This is a genomic window from Mordavella massiliensis, assembly GCF_016901695.1.
Taxonomy (GTDB): Bacteria; Bacillota; Clostridia; order Lachnospirales; family Lachnospiraceae; genus Claveliimonas; species Claveliimonas massiliensis_A.
The window spans coordinates 113,037-139,595 of record NZ_JACJKS010000006.1; the positions used below are offsets into that span (position 1 = coordinate 113,037).

At 54.6% G+C, this 26,559-nt stretch carries 21 protein-coding genes; 1 reads left to right on the plus strand and 20 read right to left on the minus strand.

The annotated features are described in order from the left end of the window. Positions 1 to 22: 22 nt before the first annotated feature. The 15 genes from H6A20_RS06095 to H6A20_RS06165 form a co-directional block, all read right to left on the minus strand. Positions 23 to 763 carry a class I SAM-dependent methyltransferase gene (locus H6A20_RS06095; RefSeq protein WP_204906246.1) on the minus strand — a complete coding sequence of 247 codons (741 nt, stop codon included), beginning with the start codon at positions 761 to 763 and terminating at the stop codon, positions 23 to 25. Continuing rightward, positions 744 to 1,613: a nucleotidyltransferase domain-containing protein gene (locus H6A20_RS06100; RefSeq protein WP_204906247.1), complete on the minus strand. Its 870-nt coding sequence runs from the start codon at positions 1,611 to 1,613 to the stop codon at positions 744 to 746. Before H6A20_RS06100 ends, H6A20_RS06095 begins: the two co-directional genes overlap by 20 nt. Before the next feature lie 19 nt (positions 1,614 to 1,632). After that, the gene (gene mef(A), locus H6A20_RS06105) at positions 1,633 to 2,850 is read right to left on the minus strand and encodes a macrolide efflux MFS transporter Mef(A) (RefSeq protein ID WP_027625762.1); all 1,218 of its coding nucleotides are present in this window, start codon (positions 2,848 to 2,850) and stop codon (positions 1,633 to 1,635) included. Between the two features lie 801 nt (positions 2,851 to 3,651). Then, complete coding sequence (locus tag H6A20_RS06110; protein ID WP_243426149.1) at positions 3,652 to 4,188, minus strand: DUF5104 domain-containing protein; 537 nt, start codon at positions 4,186 to 4,188, stop codon at positions 3,652 to 3,654. 159 nt (positions 4,189 to 4,347) lie between these two features. Then, positions 4,348 to 4,539: a hypothetical protein gene (locus H6A20_RS06115; protein WP_204906249.1), complete on the minus strand. Its 192-nt coding sequence runs from the start codon at positions 4,537 to 4,539 to the stop codon at positions 4,348 to 4,350. Positions 4,540 to 4,636: 97 nt separating this feature from the next. Beyond that, positions 4,637 to 5,842 (minus strand): class I SAM-dependent rRNA methyltransferase, encoded by a 1,206-nt coding sequence (locus H6A20_RS06120; RefSeq protein WP_204906250.1) that lies wholly within the window; start codon positions 5,840 to 5,842, stop codon positions 4,637 to 4,639. A 36-nt stretch (positions 5,843 to 5,878) separates the two neighbouring features. Then, on the minus strand, positions 5,879 to 7,306 hold the full coding sequence (locus H6A20_RS13885) for an ATP-binding protein (protein ID WP_338106608.1): 1,428 nt from the start codon (positions 7,304 to 7,306) through the stop codon (positions 5,879 to 5,881). Positions 7,307 to 7,483: 177 nt separating this feature from the next. Then, on the minus strand, positions 7,484 to 10,114 hold the full coding sequence (locus H6A20_RS06130) for a heavy metal translocating P-type ATPase (RefSeq protein ID WP_204906251.1): 2,631 nt from the start codon (positions 10,112 to 10,114) through the stop codon (positions 7,484 to 7,486). Positions 10,115 to 10,236: 122 nt separating this feature from the next. Further along, positions 10,237 to 11,379 (minus strand): sporulation integral membrane protein YtvI, encoded by a 1,143-nt coding sequence (ytvI, locus tag H6A20_RS06135; protein WP_204906252.1) that lies wholly within the window; start codon positions 11,377 to 11,379, stop codon positions 10,237 to 10,239. Positions 11,380 to 11,394: 15 nt separating this feature from the next. After that, entirely contained in the window at positions 11,395 to 12,006 is a 612-nt protein-coding gene (gene yihA / locus H6A20_RS06140) for a ribosome biogenesis GTP-binding protein YihA/YsxC (protein ID WP_204906253.1), read from the minus strand. Positions 12,007 to 12,019: 13 nt separating this feature from the next. Next, positions 12,020 to 14,371, minus strand: coding sequence for an endopeptidase La (gene lon, locus H6A20_RS06145; RefSeq protein ID WP_204906254.1), 2,352 nt, complete (start codon positions 14,369 to 14,371; stop codon positions 12,020 to 12,022). An 85-nt stretch (positions 14,372 to 14,456) separates the two neighbouring features. Next, the gene (gene clpX, locus H6A20_RS06150) at positions 14,457 to 15,716 is read right to left on the minus strand and encodes an ATP-dependent Clp protease ATP-binding subunit ClpX (protein ID WP_204906255.1); all 1,260 of its coding nucleotides are present in this window, start codon (positions 15,714 to 15,716) and stop codon (positions 14,457 to 14,459) included. A 91-nt stretch (positions 15,717 to 15,807) separates the two neighbouring features. Further along, the gene (gene clpP, locus H6A20_RS06155; RefSeq protein WP_204906256.1) at positions 15,808 to 16,392 is read right to left on the minus strand and encodes an ATP-dependent Clp endopeptidase proteolytic subunit ClpP; all 585 of its coding nucleotides are present in this window, start codon (positions 16,390 to 16,392) and stop codon (positions 15,808 to 15,810) included. Between the two features lie 37 nt (positions 16,393 to 16,429). Further along, the gene (tig, locus tag H6A20_RS06160) at positions 16,430 to 17,716 is read right to left on the minus strand and encodes a trigger factor (protein ID WP_204906257.1); all 1,287 of its coding nucleotides are present in this window, start codon (positions 17,714 to 17,716) and stop codon (positions 16,430 to 16,432) included. 130 nt (positions 17,717 to 17,846) lie between these two features. Beyond that, on the minus strand, positions 17,847 to 18,398 hold the full coding sequence (locus tag H6A20_RS06165) for a DJ-1 family glyoxalase III (RefSeq protein ID WP_204906258.1): 552 nt from the start codon (positions 18,396 to 18,398) through the stop codon (positions 17,847 to 17,849). Positions 18,399 to 18,552: 154 nt separating this feature from the next. Here H6A20_RS06165 and H6A20_RS06170 point away from each other — a divergent pair, with 154 nt between their 5' ends. Continuing rightward, positions 18,553 to 18,999: a CYTH domain-containing protein gene (locus H6A20_RS06170; RefSeq protein WP_204906259.1), complete on the plus strand. Its 447-nt coding sequence runs from the start codon at positions 18,553 to 18,555 to the stop codon at positions 18,997 to 18,999. A gap of 53 nt (positions 19,000 to 19,052) precedes the next feature. Here H6A20_RS06170 and H6A20_RS06175 read toward each other — a convergent pair whose 3' ends face one another. The 5 genes from H6A20_RS06175 to secA form a co-directional block, all read right to left on the minus strand. Further along, positions 19,053 to 20,267 (minus strand): aspartate kinase, encoded by a 1,215-nt coding sequence (locus H6A20_RS06175; protein WP_204906260.1) that lies wholly within the window; start codon positions 20,265 to 20,267, stop codon positions 19,053 to 19,055. A gap of 19 nt (positions 20,268 to 20,286) precedes the next feature. Further along, positions 20,287 to 21,501 (minus strand): cofactor-independent phosphoglycerate mutase, encoded by a 1,215-nt coding sequence (locus tag H6A20_RS06180; RefSeq protein WP_204906261.1) that lies wholly within the window; start codon positions 21,499 to 21,501, stop codon positions 20,287 to 20,289. Between the two features lie 19 nt (positions 21,502 to 21,520). Then, entirely contained in the window at positions 21,521 to 22,741 is a 1,221-nt protein-coding gene (locus H6A20_RS06185; protein WP_204906262.1) for a homoserine dehydrogenase, read from the minus strand. A gap of 31 nt (positions 22,742 to 22,772) precedes the next feature. Beyond that, positions 22,773 to 23,877 (minus strand): peptide chain release factor 2 gene (gene prfB / locus H6A20_RS06190; protein WP_204906263.1). Its coding sequence is split into 2 segments (ribosomal slippage): positions 22,773 to 23,801 and positions 23,803 to 23,877, totalling 1,104 coding nucleotides; the frame shifts between segments, so codons are not numbered across the junction. A 47-nt stretch (positions 23,878 to 23,924) separates the two neighbouring features. Then, complete coding sequence (secA, locus tag H6A20_RS06195) at positions 23,925 to 26,501, minus strand: preprotein translocase subunit SecA (RefSeq protein ID WP_204906264.1); 2,577 nt, start codon at positions 26,499 to 26,501, stop codon at positions 23,925 to 23,927. Positions 26,502 to 26,559: the final 58 nt, after the last annotated feature.

A 26,559-nucleotide genomic window follows, 5' to 3' on the forward strand; every position in this document is an offset into this window, starting at 1 on the left:
ATACCTTATAGGTGTTTTAGTTCTATCTATCCACTTTTTTGTTCGCCGATACAATCAGCATCATGGGACGGCGCATTTCATCCTGCATCCCCGGAATATCCATCATGTTTTCCGCCGGCTGCGGCTCCACAATATGATTTATTATAAAACCATTTGAAAGCAGTGTATTTAGATATGTGGTCAGTGTTCTATGATATTTTGTAACCTTTTCTCCCAAAAACACAGCTGTCCGTTTGCCCTCATAATAATAATTATCCACCGGAAAATGCAGTATTTCTCCTTTTTCGTTATAATGCCAGTCTTGTGTTCCATAGGCAGTAAAAACAGGATGTTCAACCGTAAAAACTAGCTTACCACCAGACTTCAGTATTCTATATATCTTTTTTACTAAAATCTCATAATCTGCTACATAGTGAAACGCAAGTGAACTTAATATTACATCAAAACTCTCCTCTGGGAATTCCACATCTTCTATAGCACAGCATTTATATTCAACCTGTGGAAAATGTGTTTTTTCTTTGGCTACCTCGAGCATTTTATGAGAAATATCAACACCTACAACAGAAGACGCTCCGTGTTCCATCGCATAAATACAGTGCCATCCATAGCCGCATCCTAAATCAAGCACACGCTTATCTTTAAAATCCGGCAGCAGCTTTCTCAATGTTTCCCATTCTCCTGCACCGGCTAGTCCCTGCTGTGAGCGACTCATTTGACTGTATTTTTGAAAAAATATATTATCATCATATTTGTTTTCTTTCATCTGAATTCCCCTCGTTTAAAAAGTTATTTATCTCCGTTGCAATTTTTTTCACTTCTTTATAAAGCTTCTCGGTCATATCGTAGCATTCAAAAAGTGAAAGACCGAGTACTTCAAAAATATGATTAACCCTTTCGGCATATTTTTCAGGTTTATATTCAAAAGTTTCAAGCAGTTTTATAGCTTTCTTTTCGTTAATGCAATAAGCATTATTACATGCAAATAGTACTTGATTTAAGCATGAAATAATACGAAAAACATGGCCTGCAATATAATATTTATCCTCTGCTCCCGCATTTGCTTTTACAAACATTAAAGAGAACTCTGCTTCAAATATAAAAAAGTTTATCAAGTTCTTCTTTAGAGCACCAGGGTAAATTTCTGCCTGATTTTTTAATTCGCATAAGCGTTCATTCTTAGCATATTGTATCTTGCTGATCGCCAATTCTCCACGATACATAGCACTTATATAACCATGGGGATGCCCAGTCTGATAATTGGCAGTAACAATTCCTTGCTCCGTATCTTTGATTATTTGTTCCACCCGTTTTATATCACGTAAAATCAAGTCAACATGATACCCGTTTATAACTAACCATCCGCCGCCATTAATCCAATCACCCCACGCTCCGGGATGTACAACAAGGTCGTTTCTATTCTCATCATCCAACTCTGTAGCAATTTGGTTAATCGCTGTCAGGTCAAATGATTCTTGATTGTAATAAATTCCGATATCTATATCAGAATCCTCTGTATGGGTACCTCTTGCACGGGATCCCCCTAATACGATGCCTTCTATATAAGGCAAAGAGGATAATTTTTCTGTCACTGATTGAATAATATTATATATCATACGAACACACTCCTTTATTTTATTTTGCATCTAATTTTCTAATCTCAGTTATCATTGGGCAAACTATTGCAATGCAAATAATTAAAATACCTGATAGTAAAAACCAATGATTTACACCGATTCTATCAGCAAAGAATCCAGAAAGAATTAACCCAATTGGCATAGCAAGAGACATGATACTTCCAGTTAAAGAAAATACACGTCCTAAATATTCAGGCTTAATTTTCTCCTGAAAAAGAGCTGTTTGCACACCGCTGTAAAACGGAACCGAAAGCCCCATTATTGCACAGCAGACTACAAATATGAAAAATCCACTTTGGGGAAGTAATCCTGAAATGGTTAAGCTTATCCCCATCATAAAAATGGATGCCGTTATTAATAAGATTCGCTTTTGGTAATTCCCAAATAACCCTAATAATAGACCCCCTATCAACATCCCAGAGGCATAAGCAATCTCCGTAATAGAAATATGCATCGGTGTACCATTAAAATATTCCATAGTGATTAAAGGATATAAAGCATTTATGGGCATATAAACAAACATATATAATGTTCCAACGAGTAATAAAGCAAATAATCCTTTATTTTGCCGTAGTACAGCCATTCCTTCTTTCATTTCTCGTATGAAATTTGGTTTCAAACTTTGCACTTGATCACCCAGCTTAGGAATACGTACAATTGCTACCGTAATAGATGCAATCACAGCACCCAATACATCGATGGCAATAATAGCATTTAGTTCCCAAACGGAGTATAAGAGTGCTGCAACCGCCGGACTAACAATATAGCTTATAGACTGCAAAGACTGACTATAGCCTGCACATTTCGTAAGCTGTTCTTCTGGTACTAAAAGTGGCGTAACCGCATTGAGAGCCGGGGTGTGAAAAGCCGTTCCAATGCTACGGATAAACAATACTACCATAACCATCCAGATAGGTAGCTCCATATACAATGCAACAATAGCAAGCACTGCCCCAGCTGCTGCGATAATTAAATCAGCACCAATCATTATCTTCTTCCTATCATGACGATCCACTAATACACCAATAGCTGGTCCAAAGACCGCATAGGGTAAAAAACCTACTAGTGAAGCCATAGACAAGACCATCGCAGATCCTGTTTTCTCTGTAAGGTAAAAAATGATCGCCATTTGCAGGATGGCACTAGTGATTAATGATACTGCCTGCCCTGCCCATATTGTATAAAACTTAAGTTTCCAATTGTTGTATTTTTCCATTTATATTATCTCCTGCATATTATTTTGCTTGAATTTCTATTTTGAATAGCATTCTAGGCAATAAAAAATGCAGTCCTAAATCCACAATGTGGCTTTTGGTCTGCATACATACAATTTGGAAACATTCATATTAAAGACATAGTTAAATAAAGGTATAGTTAAATAACTTATATCTCACCGTAACTAATGAATGCTCAATATCGTATAAATAAGCACAACAAAAAAGCCTATCATCGGGGATAGATTCTGCTTTTTTATTGCCAGCTTATCTTAAACGCATTGAGGCTGTCATAGTTTCGGTTCCTCCTAAACTCTTATTTGTATCAGCATATATTTTAACACAATAAGTTGTTTTAAACAACGTTTAAAATTGAAAAAAGCCACGGACAGTACAACAAACATATACATCTCAGGAAGATAATATTGATTTAATTATAGATTACCTGAATATACCGATAAGCCATGCTTAATACAATAAACAAATAGTTTGCCACCGGTAGTTATAGGAAACCTACAAGTTGGACTTTGTTCTGGGTACAAGCGATTTAGAAATACTCTGTCACTTTTAACACAGGCCACAAAAGAAAGATAATGATCTTTGGTCATTGGATGGTCAAAAGTGACAAAGTAATCAGTATCTATTTCCTCTACCGTGATTTTTGGTGTAATAGTTGCAACAGTAGGCAAGATACGTTCTAACTTTCTTCCGCAGCAGAAGATAGAGGCACTTCCTGTGCTCACCAAAATATTTCCACAGGAAGGACAGACATAAAAACATACTTTATCAATATTTGAGTAATCTTATTCATCCCATGCAGGATAATATATTCCAGCCCTTTTATTGCGGCTTCCCGGATCAAAATTTTCCGTATTATCCTTGATTTCTAATGTTACCATTTTAACAGAATATAAGCCTTCCTTTTCTGGATCAATGGTGTTGCTTTCCCAATCATTAAAATAGAGAAAATATGTTTCTTCTGATGTTGTTATCTCATATTCACAATCAATTTCTCTGGCATGTTTTCCCGATTCATAATGGGTGTTACTTGAGTATCTTGTCCTTTTAATAGACTCAACCGTTCCGTGGTATTCTGAAAAAAGATAATCACATCCCTCGCTGAAATCGCTTGTTTCATGAAGAGCTGTTTCTGAAAAAAGTCCTTTTAATGCATCGGCGTCGTGATTTTCTATCGCCATTATTATTTGCTGGCATTTTTCATCATTTTTCTCTTCTTCAGTTTTGAATATGTTGTTTATATTACAGCCCGTCATACAAACAACAATTCCAAATAGAAGTAGAATACACAGTATGTTTCTTTTCATGGCGGTTACTCCCATATATTTCAACCTTTTATCTTTGTTTGCCCTCTCCTGACATTTCCTACCCTAATTATAATGAAGTGTAATACTTCATGCAATGAGACGGTTTGAAAAACATATCAACTCATAGGGAAAGCAAAAAGTCAACCGAAACAGAGGAAGAAATTCTTTATATAATTATTCTTGAATCCTTTTATAACATGTGTCCAGTCGTTGCTCAATCTCTTGCTGAGCCAAGTTTGCATCATCAAAAGAAAAAATCGCATTAGAAGCATTCTTACCTGCTTCACATCGGCACAAAAGCATTCCCCAGTTTGGGTAGGTATAATAATTTACTTCACCAGTTGAAAATCCTTGTTCTTCCGGCAATTTTACCTTTGGAACATTTACAGAATTTCCATTTTGTCAGCAAAAAGCCCTGGCAGTTTTACTATTAACTGTCAGGGCTTTCCGGACGTTTCCGCCCCTATTTCTCCTCGCACACCTGGAAGATATAAAACTTCAGATAGTACGAATCCCCGGCTCCCCACAGGATCGGATGATCCGGCGCCTGTGTGCGGAACTCCACCTGCCGCAGCCGCTTATGCACATTCTGCGCCGCCTGCCCGATGGTCTTGGCAAAGAGCTCCGGATCCATGAAATGTGAGCAGGAGCAGGTCGCCAGGTAACCGCCGTCTTTCACCAGCTTCATCCCACGCAGGTTGATCTCACGATAACCTTTTACCGCTTTCTTGATGGAGCTTCTGGACTTTGTAAAGGCCGGCGGGTCCAGGATGACCACGTCGAACTTCTCTCCCTGCTTCTCCAGCCGCGGGAGCAGCTCGAACACATCCTCGCAGAGAAATTCCACCCGGTCGGAAAGGCCGTTCAGTTCCGCGTTTTCTCTTGCCTGGGCCACGCCCAGCTCCGAGGCGTCCACGCCCAGCACATGCTCCGCCCCGGCCAGTCCCGCGTTGAGGGCGAAGGAGCCGGTGTGGGTAAAGCAGTCCAGCACCCGGGCGCCTCTGCACAGGTTCGCCGCTGCCCGGCGGTTGTATTTCTGATCCAGGAAGAATCCGGTCTTCTGCCCGTCTTTGACATCCACGTAGTAGCGCACGCCGTTCTCCAGGATCTCTACTTTCGTGTCGAAGGGTTCGCCGAGGAAACCCTTGATGCGCTCCATTCCTTCCTGTTCGCGCACCTTGGCGTCGCTCCGCTCATAGACGCCCCGGATGTGGATGCCGTCGGCCTCCATCAGTTCTTTCAGGATATCCACGATCATCCCCTTGAACCGGTCGATCCCCAGCGCCAGGGACTCCACCACCAGCACGTCGGCGAATTTATCGACCACCAGACCCGGCAGGAAGTCCGCTTCGCCGAAGATGACGCGGCAGCTGGAAATGTCGTCCATGACTTTCTTCCGGTACTCCCACGCATTCTGCACGCGCATCCGGATAAACGCCTCATCGATCTGTGCGTCCCGGTCTCTTGTCATCATGCGGACTGTCAGTTTGGAATGCCGGTTGATGAATCCTTTCCCCAGGGGATACCCGTCAAAATCATGGACGGCAACGATATCCCCGTCCGCGAAGCTCCCCATGATGCTCTCTATCTCATTATCATAGATCCAGGGACCGCCCTGCTTGAAGGTGCGCCCTGCGCCTTTCTTTAATGTAACCACTGCATTTGACATCGCTTTTCCTCCCGCTCTTTCTCCTGTTTTTTCTGTTTATTTCCTGTATAAATCATCCAGACTGAACGTCCTCACATCCTCAGGGGCCTCCTTCTCATACCATCCTGTAAATCCGCCTCTGGAAAACAGCAGGTACTGAACAATTCTGTAGTGTGATGGGATCGCTCTGCTCCTTCGCACCAGTGTTTCCAGCACGTCCCGGCCGGTCTTCTCATTCCTGAATTTACATTCTCCCACGATCATTGCCCTCTCAGATGGCGCCAGTCCGACTACATCCACATCTGCGCTCTGTATCTTTTTCTGACCTGCGTCATTTTCGATGATCTCCGTCCCCCACCAGGTCCCGACCTGCGTCACAAAACAGTTCAGGTTCCCGTCCAGTCCTTCCCGAAGTATATAATACCGGCACATTTCCTCAAATACGTTTCCCATGAAAGTATGAAGCTGCGGCCTGACAATTTTATTGTAATACACATCTCCCTTTCCTATCTCGACAGAGCTTGCCGCGGCAGGAACAAAGGCATACCAGAAACGGAACATCTGATCTTTCAGGATATATTGTGTTTTCTTCCGGTTCTTTTCTTCTGTAATACAATGTCTTTTTTCTACCAGTCCCACACTGATCAGTTTATTCAGTGAATAGAGAACCGTGGCTTCCTTTTCATGTATTTTATCTGCAATGATATTCAGCGCAGTTTCTCCTGATGCGATCTGCTCGATAATGTTATTTACGATCGCCGTATCCGAAAATTCCTGTGCGAGGAGATTCCGCGCCTCATCATACAGATATCCTGTTTTTGTAAAGAACTGTTCCGTGATATTTTCATCCAGGCTCCTGCTGTCATCCAGCATCGAAAGATATTTCGCCACTCCTCCTGTGATCCCGTAACAGACGGCCTTATCTTCATTCGAATATCCCGGGACGAACTCTGCCGACTCAAGATAGTCGAACGGCTCCAGCCGGATCTGTATCGTCCGCCGTCCAAACAACGGACTTTTTTCACTTAATACTTTATCTTCCATAAAGCTTAGCGAAGAACCGCATACTATAAACAACATATTTTTCTTTGCCCAGTCTCCGTCCGCATATTTCTGGAAAACAGAAAGTACACTTTCGTCTTTTTCAGCCCAATAAGGTATCTCATCAATAATAAACACGATCTTTTCGTCAGAGATCTGAGCGCTTACAAAAGAAAGAACGTCTTCCAGCTCATGAAATGACACTTGCGCCATAGCAGGTGCAAGAACAGCCATCACTTCTTTACTCAGAAGTTCTGTATTCCGCCTTGATCCGACTTTTGTCGCCACGTAATACACTGCCTTTTTATCCTGAATAAACTTCGTAAGCAGCGTAGATTTTCCAATCCGCCTTCTCCCGTAAATAACCGCCATATGAAATCCTTCTGTTTCATACAGTTCATTCAGTTTTTTCAACTCTTCTTTCCGCCCGATAAAGCGCTCCACAATATCCCTCCATTCACTGTTTCAGTTTCCCCGGAAATCGTTTTTATTAAAATACATTTTATTAAAATTAATTTTAACTAAATTATAACACATATTTCCGTTTTATAAAGAGTTTTTTTTGCATCTGTCAGCTTCATTAAAAAAAGGGACGACCGAAGTCGTCCCGCAAGATCCTTTTTACTGTGCCTGGCAGCTCACCGGCTCATATCCGGCGTCCTTCACCGCATCCAGGAGCACCTGGTCCGCCACGTCCTCTTTGAGGGAGACGGTGGCTGTCTTTGCCTCCAGGTCCACCTCGGCGCTCTCCACGCCCGCCACGCCCGCCAGGGCCTTCTCCACGTGCATCTTGCAGTGGTTGCACATCATACCTTCTACTGTCAGTACTTTCTTCATCGTTACCAGTCCTTTCCTGTTTTCATTTTCTTCTTTTCCATCCATCCCGTCCGGAGCCGCCCTGTTCTCTGTCCGTGCCTCCTCGTCCGCATCTGCTGTACCCGGAGCCTGAAAGAACCGCAGCCGCAGCGCGTTGGTCACCACGCACACGGAGGACAGGCTCATGGCTGCGGAGCCGATCATGGGGCTTAAGCGCAGACCGAAGGCCGGGAACAGGACGCCCGCCGCCACAGGGATGCCCAGGATGTTGTAGAAGAACGCCCAGAACAGGTTCATGTGGATGTTCCGGATGACAGCCCTGCTCAGCTCGATGGCCGTCACTACGTCCTGCAGGGAATCCTTCATGAGCACCACGTCCGCCGACTCGATGGCAATGTCCGTACCCGCCCCGATGGCGATGCCGATGTCGGCCCGGATGAGAGCCGGCGCGTCGTTGATGCCGTCCCCCACCATGGCCACCTTATGGCCTTTCTCCTGCCAGGAGCGGACGCAGGCCTCCTTCTGGGTGGGCAGCACGTCCGACACAGCCTCGGCGATGTCCAGCTCCTTCTGGATGGCCTCAGCCGTCACCTTGTTGTCGCCGGTCAGCATGACCACCGTAAGTCCCATTTCCTTCAATCTGCGTATGGCGTGCCGGCTCGTCTCCCGCACTGTGTCCGCCACGGCGATGATGCCCGCCGGGCGTCCGTCGCAGACGAAGAGGAGGGGGGTCTTTCCCTGGGAGGCGTACGTCCGCATGCGGGCGGCAACCCTCTCTTTCTCCGCCGCGTCTAGAAAGCCCTGCTCTTCCTCCACAAAGGCCAGGTTGCCGGCCAGCCAGTCACTTTCTTCCACCCGGGCCGTCACGCCCCGGCCGGGCCGGGCCTCAAAGAGACGGGCCTGCAGGTGCATGGCTCCGTCTTTCTTTGCCCGCTCTACCACGGCCTGGGCCAGGGGATGCTCGCTCCCCGCCTCCACAGCCGCACCGTGGGCGAGGAAGGACCGCTCGTCAAACCGCTCCCTGTCCAGGACCTCCAGATCCGTCACAGCGGGATGGCCCGTTGTGATGGTGCCCGTCTTATCCAGGATCACCGTGTCGATGGAGTGGAGATTCTCCAGGCTTTCGGCGGATTTGACAAGGATGCCCTGCTCCGCCGCGCGGCCGGTCCCCACCATGATGGCCACCGGGGTGGCAAGCCCCAGGGCGCAGGGGCAGGAGATCACGAGCACGGAGATGGCGTTGGAGAGGGCGAACTCAAAGGTCTGCCCTGCCAGGATCCACACGGCGGCCGTCACAATGGCAATGAGGATCACGACCGGGACGAAGACGCCGCTGACCCTGTCCGCCAGCCTGGCGATGGGCGCTTTGGAGTTGCCCGCCTCGTCCACGAGACGGATGATCTGGGAGAGGGTCGTGTCCTCCCCCACCCTGGACGCCCGGAACCGGAAGGAGCCGTTCCTGTTGATGGTCGCGGAGATCACGGTGTCTCCGGGAAGCTTCTCCACCGGGATGCTCTCCCCGGTGATGGCCGCCTGGTCCACGAAGCCGTTCCCCTCTGTCACGACGCCGTCCACCGGGATGCTCTCCCCGGGACGGATCACCACGATGTCCCCGGCTGCCACCTGCTCTGCAGGCACGGTCACTTCCTGCCCGTCCTTCAGGACGACCGCCGTTTTGGGCGCCAGATCCACCAGTTTGCCGAGGGCGTCGGACGTCTTTGCCTTAGACCTTGCCTCCAGATATTTCCCGACCGTCACAAGGGTCAGGATCATGGCCGACGACTCAAAGTACAGGGCGTGGGCGTACTCGTGCACCACCGCCATATCCTGGTGCCCGAACCCCCAGGCCATCCGGTACATGGCGAAGAGCCCGTATACAAGGGACGCCCCGGAGCCGATGGCCACCAGAGAATCCATGTTGGGAGCCCGGTGTGCCAGTGCCTTCAGCCCCACCTGATAGAACTTCCGGTTGAGCACCAGGACCGGCACCGTGAGGATGAGCTGTGTGAGGGCCGAGATCATGGCGTTCTCCATGCCGGTCAGGATGCCCGGGACGGGGAGGCCGAGCATGGCCCCCATGGCCACATACATAAGCGGGACAAGAAGAATGACCGATGAGATGAGACGCACCTTCATGCTGCGCCGCTCCTCATCAGCCCTGTCCTGGCGGGCCTGCCACTCGCTGCGGAAGCCCCCCTTTCTGCTCCCGGCCTCCGGGGCTTTGTCCGCCTCGGAAGCCCCGTAGCCGATGCCCTCCACTGCACGGATGATGGAGGCGGCGTCCAGCTTCGTCTCATCGTAGTCCACCGTCATCTGATTTGCCAGAAGGCTGACATTCACATCCGTCACGCCGTCCAGCTTCTGTACGCACCGGGTCACATTGGCCTGGCAGGCCGCGCAGGTCATGCCGGTCACGTTATATTTTTCTTTCTTCATATACCAGGGTCACCTTCCTTTTCTGCTCAGTTGTTTATACCCCCTGTTGGTATTTCAGTGCTATTATATACCCTGGCAGGGTGTTTTGCAATACCCTGGTCTGTTATTTTTGAAAATCATTTTCACTTCCGGAGACTTAAGACCCCGTCCGCCAGGATCTTTACATCGTCCAGAATGTAATCAAAGGCTCCCGCTTTGTACAGGTTTACAACAATGAGGCCGATGGGCACAGCCACGATCATGCCGAAGATGCCCTCCACCCGGTAGCCGGTGTAGAGGAGCACAAGGGTGAACAGAGGGGTCAGCCCGATGCTGTCCCCCACCAGCTTGGGCTGGATAAGCTGCCGCACAAGCTGGGTCACCCCGTAGAGGACGACGAGCGCCAGCACCCTCTTGTAGTCGCCGGTCAGGAACTCGTAGACCGCCCAGGGGATCAGGGCGGTCCCGGTGCCGAAGAAGGGCAGGAAGTCCAGGAACGCGATCGCCAGCGCCAGCAGGATGGAGAAGTGCACATCCAGGATCTCGAAGCCGACAAGGAGGATGAGGAACACCACGGCCATGATCTTGAACTGGGCCTTAAAATACCCGCCCACGGCATATTTTAAGTTGTCTGTCACCATGGTCATCCTGTGCACAATGGGATCCGGGAAGATCCGCTTGGCCCAGATGATGATGTTCTCCCTGTCCGCGATAAAAAAGTAGGCGGAAATGATCGTCACGATCACGGAGATCAGAATGGACGGGATCCGCTTCGCGATGCTGCCTGCCGCAGCCACCGTCGGCTCGCTGATGCTGCCGATGATGTCTGTCATCGTCTCATCCAGGTTGGCGATCACGGTGTCAAATCCCTCCTGCACGCCGTCCGGCAGAAGGGAGAAGATCTGTCCTGTGCTCTCCCCGATCTGCCGGAACCCGGCCTCCAGGTCCCGGTACATGGACGGGAAATCCCGGATCAGGGAACGCACCTCGATCCACAGCCTGCTTACCGCCAGATAAATGATCCCGACGCAGGCCGCCAGCACCAGGATGATGATGATGGCGGATCCGAGCTTTTTCACGATCTTAAGCCGCCTCTCCAGCCACACCACAAGAGGGCTGGCGATAAAAGACAGGAACCAGCCGATCACAAAGGGCATGAAGTAAAAGATGGCCTTTACTCCCACATAGATAAACAGGACCGTCCCCAGCAGGCTGAACGCCAGGCTGACGATCACTTTCCAGTACGGCCGCCCGTCCCGGACGCCTGCTCCTTCGTTTGTCTCCATCTGCTCCACCTCTTCCTACTGTTCTTCCTGCGCGGTATCCCTGTCCAGATACTCCCGCTCCACCAGGTCCCAGATGTCGTCCCTCCCCTGCTTTGTCACAGCGGAGAAGGGGATGACCTTCGTGCCAGGCAAAAGCCCCAGCCCCTGGCGCAGCATCTTTACATGTTTGTCCACCTGGCTCCTCTTGATCTTGTCCAGCTTGGTGGCGATGATGATGGGATTGTACCCCTGCTCCACCACCCAGTTGTACATGAGCCTGTCGTTGGCGGACGGCTCATGGCGGATATCGATGAGGAGGAAGACGGCCCGCAGCCTTCCGGATGTGTGCAGGTACCGCTCGATCATCCTGCCCCACTTCTCCTTCTCCTGCTGGGACACCTTCGCATAGCCGTAGCCCGGCAGGTCCACCAGGTACATCTCATCGTTGATGTTGTAGAAATTGATGGTCTGCGTCTTGCCCGGCGTGGCCGAGATGCGGGCGTAGGACTTCCGGTTCATGAGCGCGTTGATGAGGGAGGATTTGCCCACGTTGGACTTCCCCGCAAACGCGATCTCCGGCTTGTCGTTCTTGGGCAGCGTGCTTGTGATGCCGCACACTGTCTCCAGGTTGATGTTTCGTATGATCATAATGTCTGCCTCCTTAGTCTTCCTTCACAAAGGCTTCCAGGAGCACCTGCTCCATGTGGGATACAGGCACGATCCGCAGGCCCTTCGTGATCTCGGATGAAAGCTCCTCCACATCCTTCTCGTTCTCTTTCGGTATGAGGACCGTCTTCATGCCGGCGCTGCCGGCGGCCAGAAGCTTCTCCTTCAGCCCGCCGATGGGCAGGACCCTGCCCCGCAGGGTGATCTCCCCGGTCATGGCCACATCCGCGCGCACCCGGCGGCCCGTGACGGCCGAGAGCATGGCCGTGGCCATGGTGATGCCGGCGGAGGGGCCGTCCTTGGGCACCGCTCCCTCCGGGATATGGATATGTATATCGTGTGTCTCAAAGAAATCTTCCGCGATCCCATAGGTGCCGCTCACGGAGCGGATGTAGCTGATGCCGGTGCGGGCCGACTCTTTCATCACGTCCCCGAGCTGCCCGGTCAGGATGAGCTCCCCCTTGCCCGGCATGACGTTGACCTCGATCTGCAGGGTGTCCCCGCCCACGCTTGTCCAGGCAAGGCCCCGCACGATGCCCACTTCGTCGGTCAGGTTCGCCATCTGGTAGACGTACTTCTCCTTCCCCAGATACTTGTGGAGATTGGTCTCCGTGACGCGCACCTTTTTCCGCTTCTCCTCCAGGATCTCCCTGGCGGCCTTGCGGCAGATGTTGCCGATCTCCCGCTCCAACTGGCGCACGCCCGCCTCTTTCGTGTAGTTGCGGGCCATCTTCCAGACAGCCCCCCGGCTGATGGAGAGCTGCTCCGGCTTCAGGCCGTGTCTCTCCAACTGCTTGGGGATCAGGTGCTCCATGGCGATGTGGAGCTTCTCGTTCTCCGTGTAGCTGGACACCTCGATCACTTCCATCCGGTCCAGCAGGGGCCGGGGAATGGTCTGCAGCGTGTTGGCCGTGGTCACAAAGAGCACCTCCGACAGATCCAGCGGCACTTCCAGATAGTGATCCCGGAACCGGTAGTTCTGCTCGCTGTCCAGCACCTCCAGGAGCGCGGAGAAGGTATCGCCCTTGTAGTCATTGCTCACCTTGTCGATCTCGTCCAGCAGCATCAGGGGGTTCTTCACGCCTGCGCTGCGGATCCCCGCCGCGATGCGGCCCGGCATGGCCCCCACGTATGTCTTTCTGTGGCCCCGGATCTCCGCCTCGTCCCGCACGCCTCCCAGGGAAATGCGCACGTAGGGCTTCTTAAGCGCCCGGGCCAGGGATCTGGCAATGGAGGTCTTGCCGGTTCCCGGCGGGCCTACCAGGCACAGGATCGGGCTCTCGCCCCGGGTCGTCAGGGCGCGGACCGCCAGGAATTCCAGCACCCGCTCCTTCACCTGCTCCAGGCCGTAATGGTCCTCCTCCAGCACCTGCTTGGCGTAGGCGATGTCCCTGTGATCCTTCGCCGCCTTGTTCCAGGGCATCTCCAGCATGGTCTCGATGTAGGTGCGGATCACCCCGTTCTCGGCCGGGCTGTTCAGGGAGCTGCGGAAGCGGCCGATCTCCTTCTGGATCTTCTCTTTCACTTCATCGGATGCCTGAAGCTTTGCAAGGGCGGCTTCAAACTCCTCCGCGTCGGAGACCGTATTGTCCTCCCCCAGCTCCTCCCGGATCAGCTTCAGCTGCTCCCGCAGGATGTACTCCCTCTGGTTCTGATCCACGCGCTCCCGGACTTTCTTCTGGATCTCCTCCTTGATGTTCATGATCTGCATCTCGTTGACAAGCTTGAACGCCAGCAGCTGATAGCGGTTCATGAGATCCGTCTCCTCCAGCAGCTCCTGCAGGTCCTTCTGGTCCAGCGGCACGTTGGCGGCGATCCAGTCCACCACCTTCTTGAGATCCGTGTACTCCTGCACCTGCTTTGCCAGGTCCTTGGGGTACTTCGGGAGGCGGGAGACGTACTCCGCGTAGATCTCCTTCATGCCTCTTGCCATGGCCTCCAGGCCGGTCTGGTCCGCTGCCGCGTCCGGGGAGAGAGAAGGCTCCTCCTCCGTGTCCGGCAGCACTGTTACATTCGCCCGCATGTAGGGCGTCTCAAATTCCACTGTGTTGATGGAAGCCCTCTCCTCGCCGGAGATGAGCACCCGCAAAAGGTTCCTGGGCAGCTTGATCACCTGCCGGATGGAGGCGATGGTCCCCACCTGGCACAGATCCTGCGCCGACGGCTCCTCCACCTCGATATCCAGCTGCGCGGTCAGGAAGATCTTCTGCCCGTCCTCCTGCATGGCCTCCTTGATGGCCTCGATGGAGCGCTCCCGGCTCACGTCGAAATGGGTCACCATCTCGGGGAGCACTGTCATGCCCCGGAGCGCCACCATGGGAAGGCTTCTTACTTCTCTTTCTGTCATTTTATCTGCTCCTGTATCTAGATTTCCGTTTCGTGAAACAAGCGAAGCGGGCGCAATCTTACTTGCACCCGCCCCGTAAGCGCGTCTACGCGCTCTCAACCCTCAGATCATCATGTCCGCAGATCGGCTCTCCTTTGCCTTCCACCACGTCCTTCGTGATGCGGCATGTCCTGAGCGTCTCGTCAGATGGGGCATGATACATGGTATCCATCATGATATTTTCCATAATAGCCCGCAGGCCTCTCGCGCCGGTCTTCCGCTTCAGGGTCGTGTCGGCGATGGCCTCCAGCGCCTCCCTGTCAAAGGTCAGCTCCACGCCGTCCAGCTCCAGCATCTTCTGGAACTGCTTGACAATGGCGCTTTTTGGCTCCGTGAGGATGCGGATCAGGGCCTCCCGGTCCAGCATCTCCAGGGACACCGTCACCGGAAGACGTCCCACCAGCTCGGGGATCAGGCCGAACTTCACCAGATCCTGGGGCAGCACCTGCCTGAGGAGACGGTCGATGTCGTCCTCGTGCCCCTCCGCGATCTGCGCGTTAAAGCCGATGGATTTCTGGTCGATCCTCTTCTCCACGATCTTCTCCAGCCCCTCAAATGCGCCGCCGCAGATGAAGAGGATGTTGGTCGTGTCGATCTGGATCAGCTCCTGGTGCGGATGCTTCCTGCCTCCCTGGGGCGGCACGTTTGCAACCGTTCCCTCAATGATCTTGAGGAGGGCCTGCTGTACGCCCTCTCCGGAGACATCCCTCGTGATGGACGGGTTCTCCGATTTCCTCGTGATCTTGTCGATCTCATCAATGTAAATGATGCCGTACTCGGCTCTCTCGATATCCCCGTCCGCCGCCTGGATGATCTTGAGCAGGATGTTCTCCACATCCTCGCCCACGTACCCGGCTTCCGTCAGGGCCGTCGCATCCGCGATGGCAAAGGGCACGTTGAGGATCTTCGCCAGCGTCTGGGCCAGCAGCGTCTTGCCGCAGCCCGTGGGGCCCAGCATCAGGATGTTGCTCTTTTTGAGCTCCACGCCCAGATCCTGCTGGGACATGATCCGTTTATAATGGTTGTATACTGCAACAGACAATACCTTCTTGGCCTCCTCCTGGCCGATGACATACTCGTCGAGGAAATGCTTGATCTCCTCCGGCTTCAGAAGGTTGATATCGTCAAAGGGATTGATATTTCTGGGGTTTTCGTATTCCAGTTCCTCCTCCATGATCTCCGCGCACACGTCGATGCACTCGTCACAGATGTACACGCCCCCCGGCCCGGCGATCAGCTTGCGCACCTGGGACTGGGGCTTATTGCAGAATGAACACCTTACCTGGTCGTCATTTCTTCCTGCCATACTCTCACCTCATATATAGTTTGTTCTCGTAACACAAACGGAGGACCGGCATACCGGGAGGTTGCCTCCCTGGTACGCCCGCCCCCCGGTCTTATTTGCGGCTTACTATGATTTCATCCACTAATCCGTATGCCTTGGCCTCCTCGGCAGACATAAAGTTGTCGCGGTCTGTATCCGCGCAGATCACTTCCAGCGGCTGACCCGTGTTCTCGGCAAGGATCCTGTTCAGGGTATCCTTTGTCTTCTGGATGTGCTGTGCAGCGATCTGGATCTCAGTCGCCTGTCCCTGCGCGCCGCCGGAGGGCTGATGGATCATGATCTCTGCATGCGGGAGCGCAAATCTCTTGCCCTTCGCTCCCCCGGCCAGCAGGAAGGATCCCATGCTCGCCGCCATACCGATACAGTATGTGCAGACGTCGCATTTAATATACTGCATGGTGTCGTAGATCGCCATTCCCGCTGTGACAGAGCCGCCCGGGCTGTTGATGTACAGATGGATGTCCTTCTCCGGATCCTCCGCCTCCAGGAACATAAGCTGCGCCACCACAATGCTTGCGGAGACATCTGTCACTTCCTCTCCAAGGAAGATGATCCTGTCCTTCAGAAGTCTGGAATAAATGTCGTAGGAGCGCTCTCCACGGCTGGTCTGCTCAATGACATAAGGTACTAAACTCATGCAAATTCCTCCTGTCTATCTGCCACGGCTGTCGGTCTTACTCTGTAACTGCATTCTCCACAAGGAATGTCACAGCCTCCTGTACAGCCATGTCCTCTTTCATCTGCTTCTTCTCTTCCTCGCCCATGTACTCTTTCAGCTTGTCAGCTTCCATCTTGTACGCCTCGGCCATCTTCTGGATCTCCTCGTCCAGCTTCTCGTCGCTGATCTCAATGTTCTCAGCCTTCGCGATGGCCTCCAGGACAAGGCGTGTCTGGATGCGGTTCACTGCCTGGGGCTTCAGGTCCTCCAGCATCTTGTCTGTGGTCTGGCCCGTGAACTGGCAGTACTGCTCCATCGTCAGGCCCTGGGCCTGCATCCTTCTGGCGAAATCGTCCAGCATCTGTCTTGCCTGTGTGTCGATCATGGCGTCCGGGATCTCCATGGAAGCGTTGGCGATGGCCTGCTCTACGGCCTGGTTCTCCTGCTTCGTCTTGCCCTCGGACTCCTTCTGCTCTTTGATCTTGGCTTTGATGTCAGCCTTGTACTCCTCTAATGTGTCAAACTCGGACACTTCCGCTGCGAACTCGTCGTCGATCTGGGGCAGCTCCTTCGCCTTGATCTCGTGCACGGTGCACTTGAACACAGCGTCCTTGCCCTTCAGGTCCTCTGCGTGGTAATCCTCGGGGAAGGTAACTTTCACTTCCTTCTCCTCGCCGGAGTTCACGCCGATCAGCTGCTCCTCAAATCCCGGGATGAAGGAACCGGAACCGATGGTCAGCGGATAGTTCTCTCCTTTTCCGCCCTCGAAGGCCTCGCCGTCCACGAATCCCTCGAAGTCCAGGATGATCTCGTCGCCGTCCTGTACCGGGCGGTCCTCAACGGTGATCGTTCTCGCGTTCTTCTCCGCTTCCTCCTGCAGCTTCGCATCGATCTCCTTCTGCGTCACGCGGCTGGAGATCTTCTCAACCTTCAGTCCCTTGTACTCGCCAAGTGTCACTTCCGGCTTCACTGCAACTTCTGCTGTGAAGATGAAGGGCTTGCCCTTCTCGATCTGCACGATGTCGATCTTCGGCTGGGAAGCGATCTCCAGCTCGCACTCGTCGTAAGCGTCGGCATATGCCTTCGGGATGATCGCGTTGGCAGCGTCATCGTAGAATATCTCAGCGCCGTACATCTTCTCGATCATCTGGCGCGGTACTTTTCCCTTGCGGAAGCCCGGGATGCTGATCTTGGACTTCTGTCTGTTATACGCAGTCTGGAGCGCTTTCTCCAGTTCATCGGCGGAAACTTCGATGGTCAGCTTCGCCATGTTCTTCTCTAATTTCTCTACCTGTAAACTCATGAAAAAATTCCTCCTGTTTCTAACCTGCCGCGGCCCTTGCAAAGCCCTCTTCCGAATGTGTATGACAGGCAGGCGCTTTCGCATACACTCATTGTATGAGTATAACACAAACCCCTGAAAATAGCCAGCTTTATTTGAGATAAATGATAGACTGGGCGATCTCGTCCGCTTTTGCCTTGTCCGTGAGCACCTCCACCAGCTTCAGGCCGAACTCGATGGCTGTCCCCATCCCCCTGCTTGTGATGATATTGCCGTCCTGGACGACCGGCGCCTTCACCAGCACCGCGCCCGACATCCGGTCCTCAAAGGCGGGGAAGCAGGTGCCCCGCTTTCCCTTCAGAAGCCCCATGTTCCCGAGGATGCTGGGGGCCGCGCAGATGGCTCCCACATACTTCCCCTTCTCACAGAACTCCCGCACGACCCGGCGCACGCCGTCGTGGGCGTCCAGGTTCGCGGTCCCGGGCATGCCGCCCGGCAGCACGAGCATGTCAAACTCGCCGAAATCCACCTCGGCAAACAGATCCTCCGTCTGTACGTTGATGCCGTGGGATCCGTTCACCATGTAATCGTCCGATATGGAGATGGTGTCCACATATATCCTCGCGCGCCTGAGCAGATCCACTGCCGTGAGCGCCTCGATCTCTTCAAAACCGTCTGCAAGTAATACTGCCGCTTTCTTCATCCTGACTCCTCCTTCTGATCTGCCGGTACGGCCGGCAACCCATACGTTTATAGTAGCAGACTGCTTTCCAAAAAGCAATTTATTTACATTTTTCTCTTTTTACAGTATCCTTAGTGTGCAGGGCGCCGGCGCGGCCTGCGGAAAGGAGACGCATATGGAGATAGAACGCAAGTACCTGATCACCGAGATCCCGCCGGATCTGCCCATACAGAAGACCCGCTCCATCGAGCAGGGCTACCTGTGCACCTCCCCTGTGGTGCGCATCCGCCGGGACGATGACGACTATATCCTGACCTATAAATCCAGCGGCCTCATGGTGCGCGAGGAGTACAATCTCCCCCTCACCCGGGAGGCCTACGAGCACCTGAAGGCGAAGGCGGACGGGCGCATCATCGAGAAAGTGCGGCACGTCATCCCCCTCGCAGGCACCGGCCTCTTCATTGAGCTGGACGTCTTCGGGGGCGACCTGGCCCCCCTCATGCTGGCGGAGGTGGAGTTCCCCACCGAGGAGATGGCCCGCGCCTTTCAGCCGCCGGCCTGGTTCGGCGAGGACGTCACCTTCAGCCCGCTCTACCACAACAGCACCCTCAGCCGCATCTGAACGGCAAAACGGACCCGCAGGCAGCGGATCCGTTTTTCTTTCTTCTGTCTTTCCTACTCCACAAGCGCCAGTGCAAATCCTTCGTGCACTGCGTTCATGGCCTCGTCGATATCCTTCTCGTCGATCAGGACCGTAATCCGGATCTCTGAGGTGGAGATCATATTGATGTTGATGTGGGAGTTGTACAGGGACTCGAACATCTTCGCCGCCACGCCCGGATTGCTCATCATGCCGGCCCCCACGACAGAGATCTTGGCCACCTTGGCATTGTAGGTGATCTCCTTGATCGTCAGCGCCTCCTTGTGCTCCTCCAGCACCTCCAGGGCGCGTCCCAGCTCATCTTCGGCTACAGTGAAGGAGATGTCCTTCGTCCCCTCCCTGCCCACGGACTGCAGGATGATATCCACATTGATATTGTTGGCTGCCAGCGTGTTGAAGATCCGGAACGCGACTCCCGGCTTATCCTCAACTCCGATAACGGAGATCCTGGCTGTATTTTTGTCGGCGGCAACGCCTGTGATCAACATTTTTTCCATCTTTACTTTCTCCTTGATAATCGTTCCTTCGCTGCGGTTCAGGCTGGATCTCACGACCAGCTCGACCCCGTACTTCTTCGCCATCTCCACGGACCGGTTGTGGAGCACCTTCGCGCCCAGCGTGGCCAGCTCCAGCATCTCGTCGTACGTGATAGCCTCCAGCTTCCTCGCATTTTTCACCACCCGCGGGTCCGCCGTGTACACGCCGTCCACGTCTGTGAAGATCTCGCACTTGTCCGCGTGGAGCACCGCCGCCAGGGCCACGGCCGTGGTGTCGGAGCCGCCCCGCCCCAGTGTGGTGATGTCCTCGTACTTGTTCACGCCCTGGAAACCGGTGACAATGACGATCTTGCGGGAATCCAGCTCGTGGCGGATCCGCTTGGTGTCAATGGATTTGAAGCGGGCGTTCCCGTACCGGGACGTGGAGTTCATCTTCACCTGGAATGCGTTCAGGGACACCGCAGGCACGTGCATGGCGTCCATGGCCATGGCCATCAGGGCTACGGACACCTGCTCGCCGGTGGTCATCAGCATATCCAGCTCCCTCTTCTTCGGTTCCGGATTGACGGACTTCGCCAGGGAGATCAGGTCGTCCGTCGTGTCGCCCATGGCGGACAGCACAACGACTACATCATGCCCCTCCCTGTAATCCTCAATGCAGCGCTGCGCCACATTGTAGATCCTCTCCTTGTCAGCGACGGAACTGCCGCCGAATTTCTTTACAATCAGCATCTTCTCTTCTCTCTTTCCTTTATCTTTGATCCAGCTCCAGCAGGCAGTCTAAAAGCCGGTATCCGTCCGGCCACACATGGCTGCTCCCGGCAGCTGCGCTCTCCCCGTATGTGTGGACATCCCCCGGGTCGGCCCGGCGGCTGTCGTAAAGCAGGTACGGCACAGGGTCCTTCGTGTGGGTCCTGGCCCGGATGGGGGTCGGATGATCCGGCAGCACGAGGAGCCGGTACGCCTCCCCCGCCGCATCCAGCGCGTCCGCAAGACGTCCGATCACCCGGCCGTCCAGGTACTCGATGGCGCGGATCTTGTTCTCTATGCTCCCCTGGTGTCCCATCTCGTCCGGCGCCTCCACATGGATGTAGGCGAAGTCGTACCCGTCCTGCAGAAGCGCATGCGCGGCGGCGTCCGCCTTCCCTTCATAGTTCGTGTTGAGGCCGCCGTTGGCTCCCTCTACCAGGACCCGGTCCATGCCGGCCCCTGCGGCCAGCCCTTTCAGGAGATCCACAGCGGAGATCATGACGCCCCGCATCCCCGTCTTTTCAGAGAAGGAGGCCAGGCGCGGCCGCGTGCCGGCGCCCCAGAACCAGGCGGAATTGGCCGGATGGAGCCCCCGCCTCTTTCTCTCCAGGTTCAGGGGATGGGCGGACAGGATATCGTAGCTTCTCTCCATCATCTCCCGGAGCTGCGCGTCTTCCGGGAGATACGCCCCGATCCGCTTTGTCAGGATGTCGTGGGGCGGCACAAGCTCTGTCACCTGCCCTTTCTTCCACACAAGCAGGTGGCGGTAGCTGGTCCCCGCGTAAAAGGTGTATCCCTCCCGCTCAAGGTCCTTCTTCAGATCTGCAAGGAGGATGGCCGCATCCTCCGTGGAGATCTCGTCCGAGCTGTGATCCAGCATGTGCCTGTCCTCATACCGCTCTTCCTCCTCAGACAGCGTCACCAGGTTGCACCGGAAGGACACGTCGTCCGCCGCCATATCCACGCCGATGCTGAGCGCCTCCAGAGGGGAGCGCCCCGTGTAGTAGATCCGCGGGTCATATCCAAGGACAGACAGATTGGCCGTGTCGCTGCCCGGCGCCATCTCCTCCGGCACCATGGATGCCAGGCCGATCTGCGCCGTCCGGGCAAGCCGGTCCATGACAGGCGTGGACGCCGCCTCCAGCGTCGTCCTGCCCCCCAGTTCCTCCAGCGGCCAGCCCGCCATTCCGTCTCCGAGAACCACTGCGTATTTCATCCGTCTTCCTCTCCTGCCTCTATTCTTCCACCCGGATCATCGCGGCGATCTGCCCGCGGAAAGACTCCGCTTTGGCGTCGTACGCGCCCTCCGGCATCTTCTCTGTCACAAAGCCGAACTCATCCTCCAGCCCCTCTGCGCGGACATACTGCACCGCGCCGAAGGCATCGTCGACGGACCGGCGCATCGTTTCCAGGCTGCCCTTCATGCGCACGAAGAACCGTCTCTCCACTTCCTTCATATCCTCCAGGGCCAGTTTTTCCTGCGTCCACATCACGCCCAGGTTCCGGTCCAGGTTGCGGGCCTCCTCGATCACGTCGCCCACCACCGCGCTGGCGGTGGGGAGCTTGCCCGCGCCGCTGCCGTAGAACATGGCGTCCCCCAGCATGTTGCCGTGGACGAAGATGGAGTTAAACACGCCGTTCACCGCAAAGAGCGGATGCTCCGCCCGCAGAAGGCAGGGCGCCACCATGGCGTTCAGCTTCTCCCCGTCCCGCCTGCAGGTGGCCAGCAGCTTGATGGTCATGCCCATGGCCCGGGCGTACTTCATATCTTCCACCGTGATCTTCGTGATGCCCTCGCAGTAGATATCTTCAAAATCCACCTGTTTTCCCGAAATGATGGAAGAGAGGATGGCGATCTTGCGGCAGGCGTCGTATCCCTCCACGTCCGCCTCCGGATTGCGCTCCGCGAAGCCGTTTGCCTGAGCTTCCCGCAGCACCTCGTCGTAGTCGGCCCCCTCGTAGAACATCTTTGTCATCATGTAGTTGGTCGTCCCGTTGAGGATGCCGGCGATCTCCTCGATCACATCCCCTGTGAGGGAGGACCTTAAGGGGCGCAGGATCGGGATGCCGCCTCCCACGCTTGCCTCGAAGAGGAAGTTCACATTGTGCTCCCGGGCAATCTCCTGAAGCTGTGCCCCGTGCTTCGCCACAAGCGCCTTGTTGGATGTGGCCACGCTCTTTCCCGCTTCCAGGCAGCGCTTTACAAATGTATATGCAGGCTCGATGCCGCCCATCACCTCGACGACGATCTTCACCTCATCGTCGCTCACGATCTCCTCAAAGTCGTGGGTGATGATCTCCTGCACCGGATCCCCCGGAAACTCCTTCAGGTCCAGCACATACTTAATGCAAAGCTCCTCCCCCAGCCTCTCGCCGATGACGTCCTGGTTGGTCCGGATGACCTCCACTACGCCGGATCCCACTGTTCCATATCCAAGTACTGCTATCTTTACCATAGTTCCTCCCTTTCGGTGCTGTGTTTACTTCCTACTGCTGTGCTTTCAGGTACGCGTTCATGAACGGATCCAGATCCCCGTCCAGAACGGCGGTGACATTTGAGCTCTCCTCCCCGGTGCGGCGGTCTTTTACCATCGTGTAGGGCTGCATGACATAGGAGCGGATCTGGTTGCCGAACCCGATCTCCTTTACCTCGCCCCGGATGTCCGACACTTTCTCGGCCTGCTCCTGCTCCTGCAGAAGCTTCAGCTTGGCCTTCAGCATCTGCATGGCCTTCTCCTTGTTGTGATGCTGGGACCGCTCGTTCTGGCACTGCACCACGATCCCCGTGGGGAGATGGGTGATGCGGATGGCGGAGGACGTCTTGTTGACATGCTGGCCGCCGGCCCCGCTGGCCCGGTATGTGTCGATCTTCAGCTCGTCGTCCGAGATCTCGATGTCTCCCACCTGGTCCTCCAGGTCCGGGATCACATCGCAGGACGCAAAGGACGTCTGCCGCTTCCCGGCTGAATTGAAGGGGGAGATGCGCACGAGGCGGTGCACTCCCTTCTCGGATTTCAGATACCCGTAGGCGTTCATGCCGTTCACCTCGAAGGTGACGTTCTTGATGCCCGCGATATCCCCGTCCAGGTAGTCCAGCACCTGGATGCTGTAGCCCTTTTTCTCCGCCCACCGTGTGTACATCCGGTAGAGCATGGCGGTCCAGTCGCAGGACTCGGTCCCGCCCTCCCCCGGATGGAGGTTGACGATGGCGCTGCATCCGTCGTACTCGCCCGAGAGCAGCGTCTGGATGCGCAGGGACTCAAACTTCTCTGTGAAATCCCGCAGTTCTTCGCGGATCTCCGGGAGGACGGACTCGTCGTCCTCCTCCTGGGCCATCTCGATCAGCGTCTCAATGTCCTCGTAGGATTCCTGCAGGCCGTGGACCGACTCCAGGAAATCCTTCAGGTCCTTCAGCTCTTTCATCACATGCTGGGACCGCTCCGCGTCGTCCCAGAACCCGGGCTCCTCTATCTTTCTCTCCAGCTCCTCGACTCTCTTCTCTTTGCCGGGGATGTCAAAGTGAATCCCTCATTCCGGCAAGAGGTTCCTCGTAAGCGCCAAGTTCGCTTTTGTACTCGTCCAGTACAACCACTTTCCTTCACCTCTTTCTATCCTGTATAACCGTATGCCGCGCTGCAGCTAAGCGCTCTGTTTGCGCCCGCAGCACTGCTTGTATTTCTTTCCGCTTCCGCAGGGGCAGGGATCGTTGGGGTAGATCTTCTTCTCCGCCCGCTTCTTCGGCGCCCGGACGGCCGAATCGTCCTTGTTCGTTCCGGTCACCTTGGCCACCTGCTCCCTCTCCACCTTCTGCTCCAGCTTGATGTGGAACAGGGTGCGGATCGTGTCCGCCTCGATGGACTTCGTCATGTCGTCGAACATCTGGTAGCCGAGCATCTTGTACTCTACCTTCGGGTCACGCTGCCCGTACGCCTGCAGGCCGATGCCCTGCCGCAGCTGGTCCATATCGTCGATGTGGTCCATCCACTTGGCGTCGATCACCTTCAGAAGAACGACGCGCTCCACTTCCCGCAGATGCTCCGGCTCCGGGAACTCCGCCTCCTTCATCTCGTAGCATTTCACCGCCCGCTCTTTCAGGAGGTGCTTCAGCTTCTTCTGATCCAGCTTCTTCGTGTCGTCCGGCGTCACGGCCTCGATCATGGGGATCGTATTCTTCAGGGCCACGTTCAGCTCTGTCAGGTCCCAGTCCTCCGGATCCTGATCCGCGGAGATCTCCATATCCACCAGGTTCTCCACGTACTCGCTGATCATATGGTAGATGGAATCCCGCATGCTCTCGCCGTCCAGCACCTTGCGGCGCTCCCCGTAGATGATCTCCCTCTGCTCGTTCATGACCTGGTCGTACTCCAGCAGGTTCTTGCGGATGCCGAAGTTGTTGCTCTCGATCTTCTCCTGGGCCTTTTCGATGGCGCTGGAGAGCATCTTGTGCTCGATCTGCTCGCCGTCCTCCACGCCCAGCGCGTTGAACACGTTCATCAGGCGCTCGGATCCGAACAGGCGCATCAGGTCGTCCTCCAGGGAGATGTAGAACCTGGACTCACCCGGATCCCCCTGACGTCCGGAACGCCCGCGCAGCTGGTTGTCGATACGCCTGGACTCATGGCGCTCTGTGCCGATGATCTTCAGTCCGCCTGCGGCCCTGGCCTCGTCGTCCAGCTTGATATCCGTACCACGGCCGGCCATGTTGGTGGCGATGGTGACAGCGCCGTGCTGGCCTGCCTGGGCCACGATCTCGGCCTCCAGCTCATGGTACTTGGCATTCAGCACGTTGTGCCTGATGCCCCGCTTCTTCAGCATGCTGCTCAGATGCTCGGACACCTCGATGGTGATGGTGCCCACCAGCACCGGCTGGCCCTTGGCGTGGGCCCGCTCCACCTCGTCGCACACGGCCCGGAATTTCTCCTTCTGGGTCTTGTAGACGGCATCCTCCAGGTCCTCGCGGATCACCGGCATATTGGTGGGGATCTCCACCACGTCCATGCCGTAGATCTCACGGAACTCCTTCTCCTCTGTCAGGGCGGTACCGGTCATACCGCTCTTCTTTTCATATTTATTGAACAGGTTCTGGAATGTGATGGTGGCCAGCGTCTTGCTCTCCCGCTTCACCTTCACGTGCTCCTTCGCCTCGATCGCCTGGTGCAGGCCGTCGGAGTAGCGCCGGCCCGGCATGATGCGGCCGGTGAACTCGTCCACGATCAGGACCTCGTCGTCCTTCACCACATAGTCCTGGTCGCGGAACATCAGGTTGTGGGCCCGCAGGGCCAGGATGATGTTGTGCTGGATCTCCAGGTTCTCGGGATCCGCCAGGTTCTCGATGTGGAAAAACTTCTCCACCTTCTTCACGCCGTCCTCTGTGAGGTTGATGGCCTTCTCCTTCTCATTGACTATGAAATCGCCGGTCTCCTCGATCTCCTCCCCCATGAGGGCGTTGATCTTGGAGAACTCGCCGCTCGCCTCGCCCCGCTCCAGCTGGCGCGCCAGGATATCGCAGGCCTCGTATAGCTTCGTGGACTTGCCGCTCTGGCCGGAAATGATAAGAGGCGTCCTGGCCTCATCGATGAGGACCGAGTCCACCTCGTCAATGATAGCGAACTTCAGGCCTCTCTGCACCAGCTGCTCCTTGTAGATCACCATGTTGTCACGGAGGTAATCAAAGCCGAGCTCATTGTTTGTCACATACGTAATATCGCAGTTGTAGGCTTTCCGCCTCTCGTCGTTGTCCATGCTGTTGAGGACCACGCCCACCGTCAGGCCCAGGAACTCATGCACCTGTCCCATCCACTCGGCGTCACGCTTTGCCAGGTAGTCGTTGACTGTGACGATCTGCACGCCCTCGCCTGTCAGCGCGTTCAGGTAAGCCGGCAATGTGGACACGAGCGTCTTTCCTTCACCGGTCTTCATCTCGGCGATACGGCCCTGATGCAGGATGATGCCGCCGATGAGCTGCACCCTGTAGTGGCGCATGCCGAGCACCCTGGACGCCGCCTCGCGCACAACGGCGAATGCCTCCGGAAGGATGTCGTCCAGCGTCTCGCCCCTGCCCAGACGCTCCTTGAATTCCCGCGTCTTGTCCCGGAGCTCGCTGTCGGAAAGCTGCTTGATCTCCTCCTCCAGCGCCTCGATCTGATCCACGATGGGATAGATGCGCTTCAGCTCATTCTGGCTGTGCGTGCCGAATATTTTCTCTATCAGACCCATGATATATATTACTCCTTATCAAAAAAATTACTCTATTCCACATTTTATCACTATCAAT

What these genes read in the sequence shown, in the direction of transcription:
- H6A20_RS06130 (WP_204906251.1), bottom strand. Translation starts at nt 10,114, where the DNA reads ATGAAGAAAGAAAAATATAACGTGACCGGCATGACCTGCGCGGCCTGC.
- yihA (WP_204906253.1), bottom strand. Translation starts at nt 12,006, where the DNA reads ATGATCATACGAAACATCAACCTGGAGACAGTGTGCGGCATCACAAGC.
- tig (WP_204906257.1), bottom strand. Translation starts at nt 17,716, where the DNA reads ATGAGTTTACAGGTAGAGAAATTAGAGAAGAACATGGCGAAGCTGACC.
- lon (WP_204906254.1), bottom strand. Translation starts at nt 14,371, where the DNA reads ATGACAGAAAGAGAAGTAAGAAGCCTTCCCATGGTGGCGCTCCGGGGC.
- H6A20_RS06170 (WP_204906259.1), top strand. Translation starts at nt 18,553, where the DNA reads ATGGAGATAGAACGCAAGTACCTGATCACCGAGATCCCGCCGGATCTG.
- clpP (WP_204906256.1), bottom strand. Translation starts at nt 16,392, where the DNA reads ATGAGTTTAGTACCTTATGTCATTGAGCAGACCAGCCGTGGAGAGCGC.
- clpX (WP_204906255.1), bottom strand. Translation starts at nt 15,716, where the DNA reads ATGGCAGGAAGAAATGACGACCAGGTAAGGTGTTCATTCTGCAATAAG.
- H6A20_RS06110 (WP_243426149.1), bottom strand. Translation starts at nt 4,188, where the DNA reads ATGGGAGTAACCGCCATGAAAAGAAACATACTGTGTATTCTACTTCTA.
- H6A20_RS06185 (WP_204906262.1), bottom strand. Translation starts at nt 22,741, where the DNA reads ATGGTAAAGATAGCAGTACTTGGATATGGAACAGTGGGATCCGGCGTA.
- secA (WP_204906264.1), bottom strand. Translation starts at nt 26,501, where the DNA reads ATGGGTCTGATAGAGAAAATATTCGGCACGCACAGCCAGAATGAGCTG.
- H6A20_RS06165 (WP_204906258.1), bottom strand. Translation starts at nt 18,398, where the DNA reads ATGAAGAAAGCGGCAGTATTACTTGCAGACGGTTTTGAAGAGATCGAG.
- H6A20_RS06100 (WP_204906247.1), bottom strand. Translation starts at nt 1,613, where the DNA reads ATGATATATAATATTATTCAATCAGTGACAGAAAAATTATCCTCTTTG.
- ytvI (WP_204906252.1), bottom strand. Translation starts at nt 11,379, where the DNA reads ATGGAGACAAACGAAGGAGCAGGCGTCCGGGACGGGCGGCCGTACTGG.
- H6A20_RS06095 (WP_204906246.1), bottom strand. Translation starts at nt 763, where the DNA reads ATGAAAGAAAACAAATATGATGATAATATATTTTTTCAAAAATACAGT.
- H6A20_RS06120 (WP_204906250.1), bottom strand. Translation starts at nt 5,842, where the DNA reads ATGTCAAATGCAGTGGTTACATTAAAGAAAGGCGCAGGGCGCACCTTC.
- H6A20_RS06180 (WP_204906261.1), bottom strand. Translation starts at nt 21,501, where the DNA reads ATGAAATACGCAGTGGTTCTCGGAGACGGAATGGCGGGCTGGCCGCTG.
- H6A20_RS06175 (WP_204906260.1), bottom strand. Translation starts at nt 20,267, where the DNA reads ATGCTGATTGTAAAGAAATTCGGCGGCAGTTCCGTCGCTGACAAGGAG.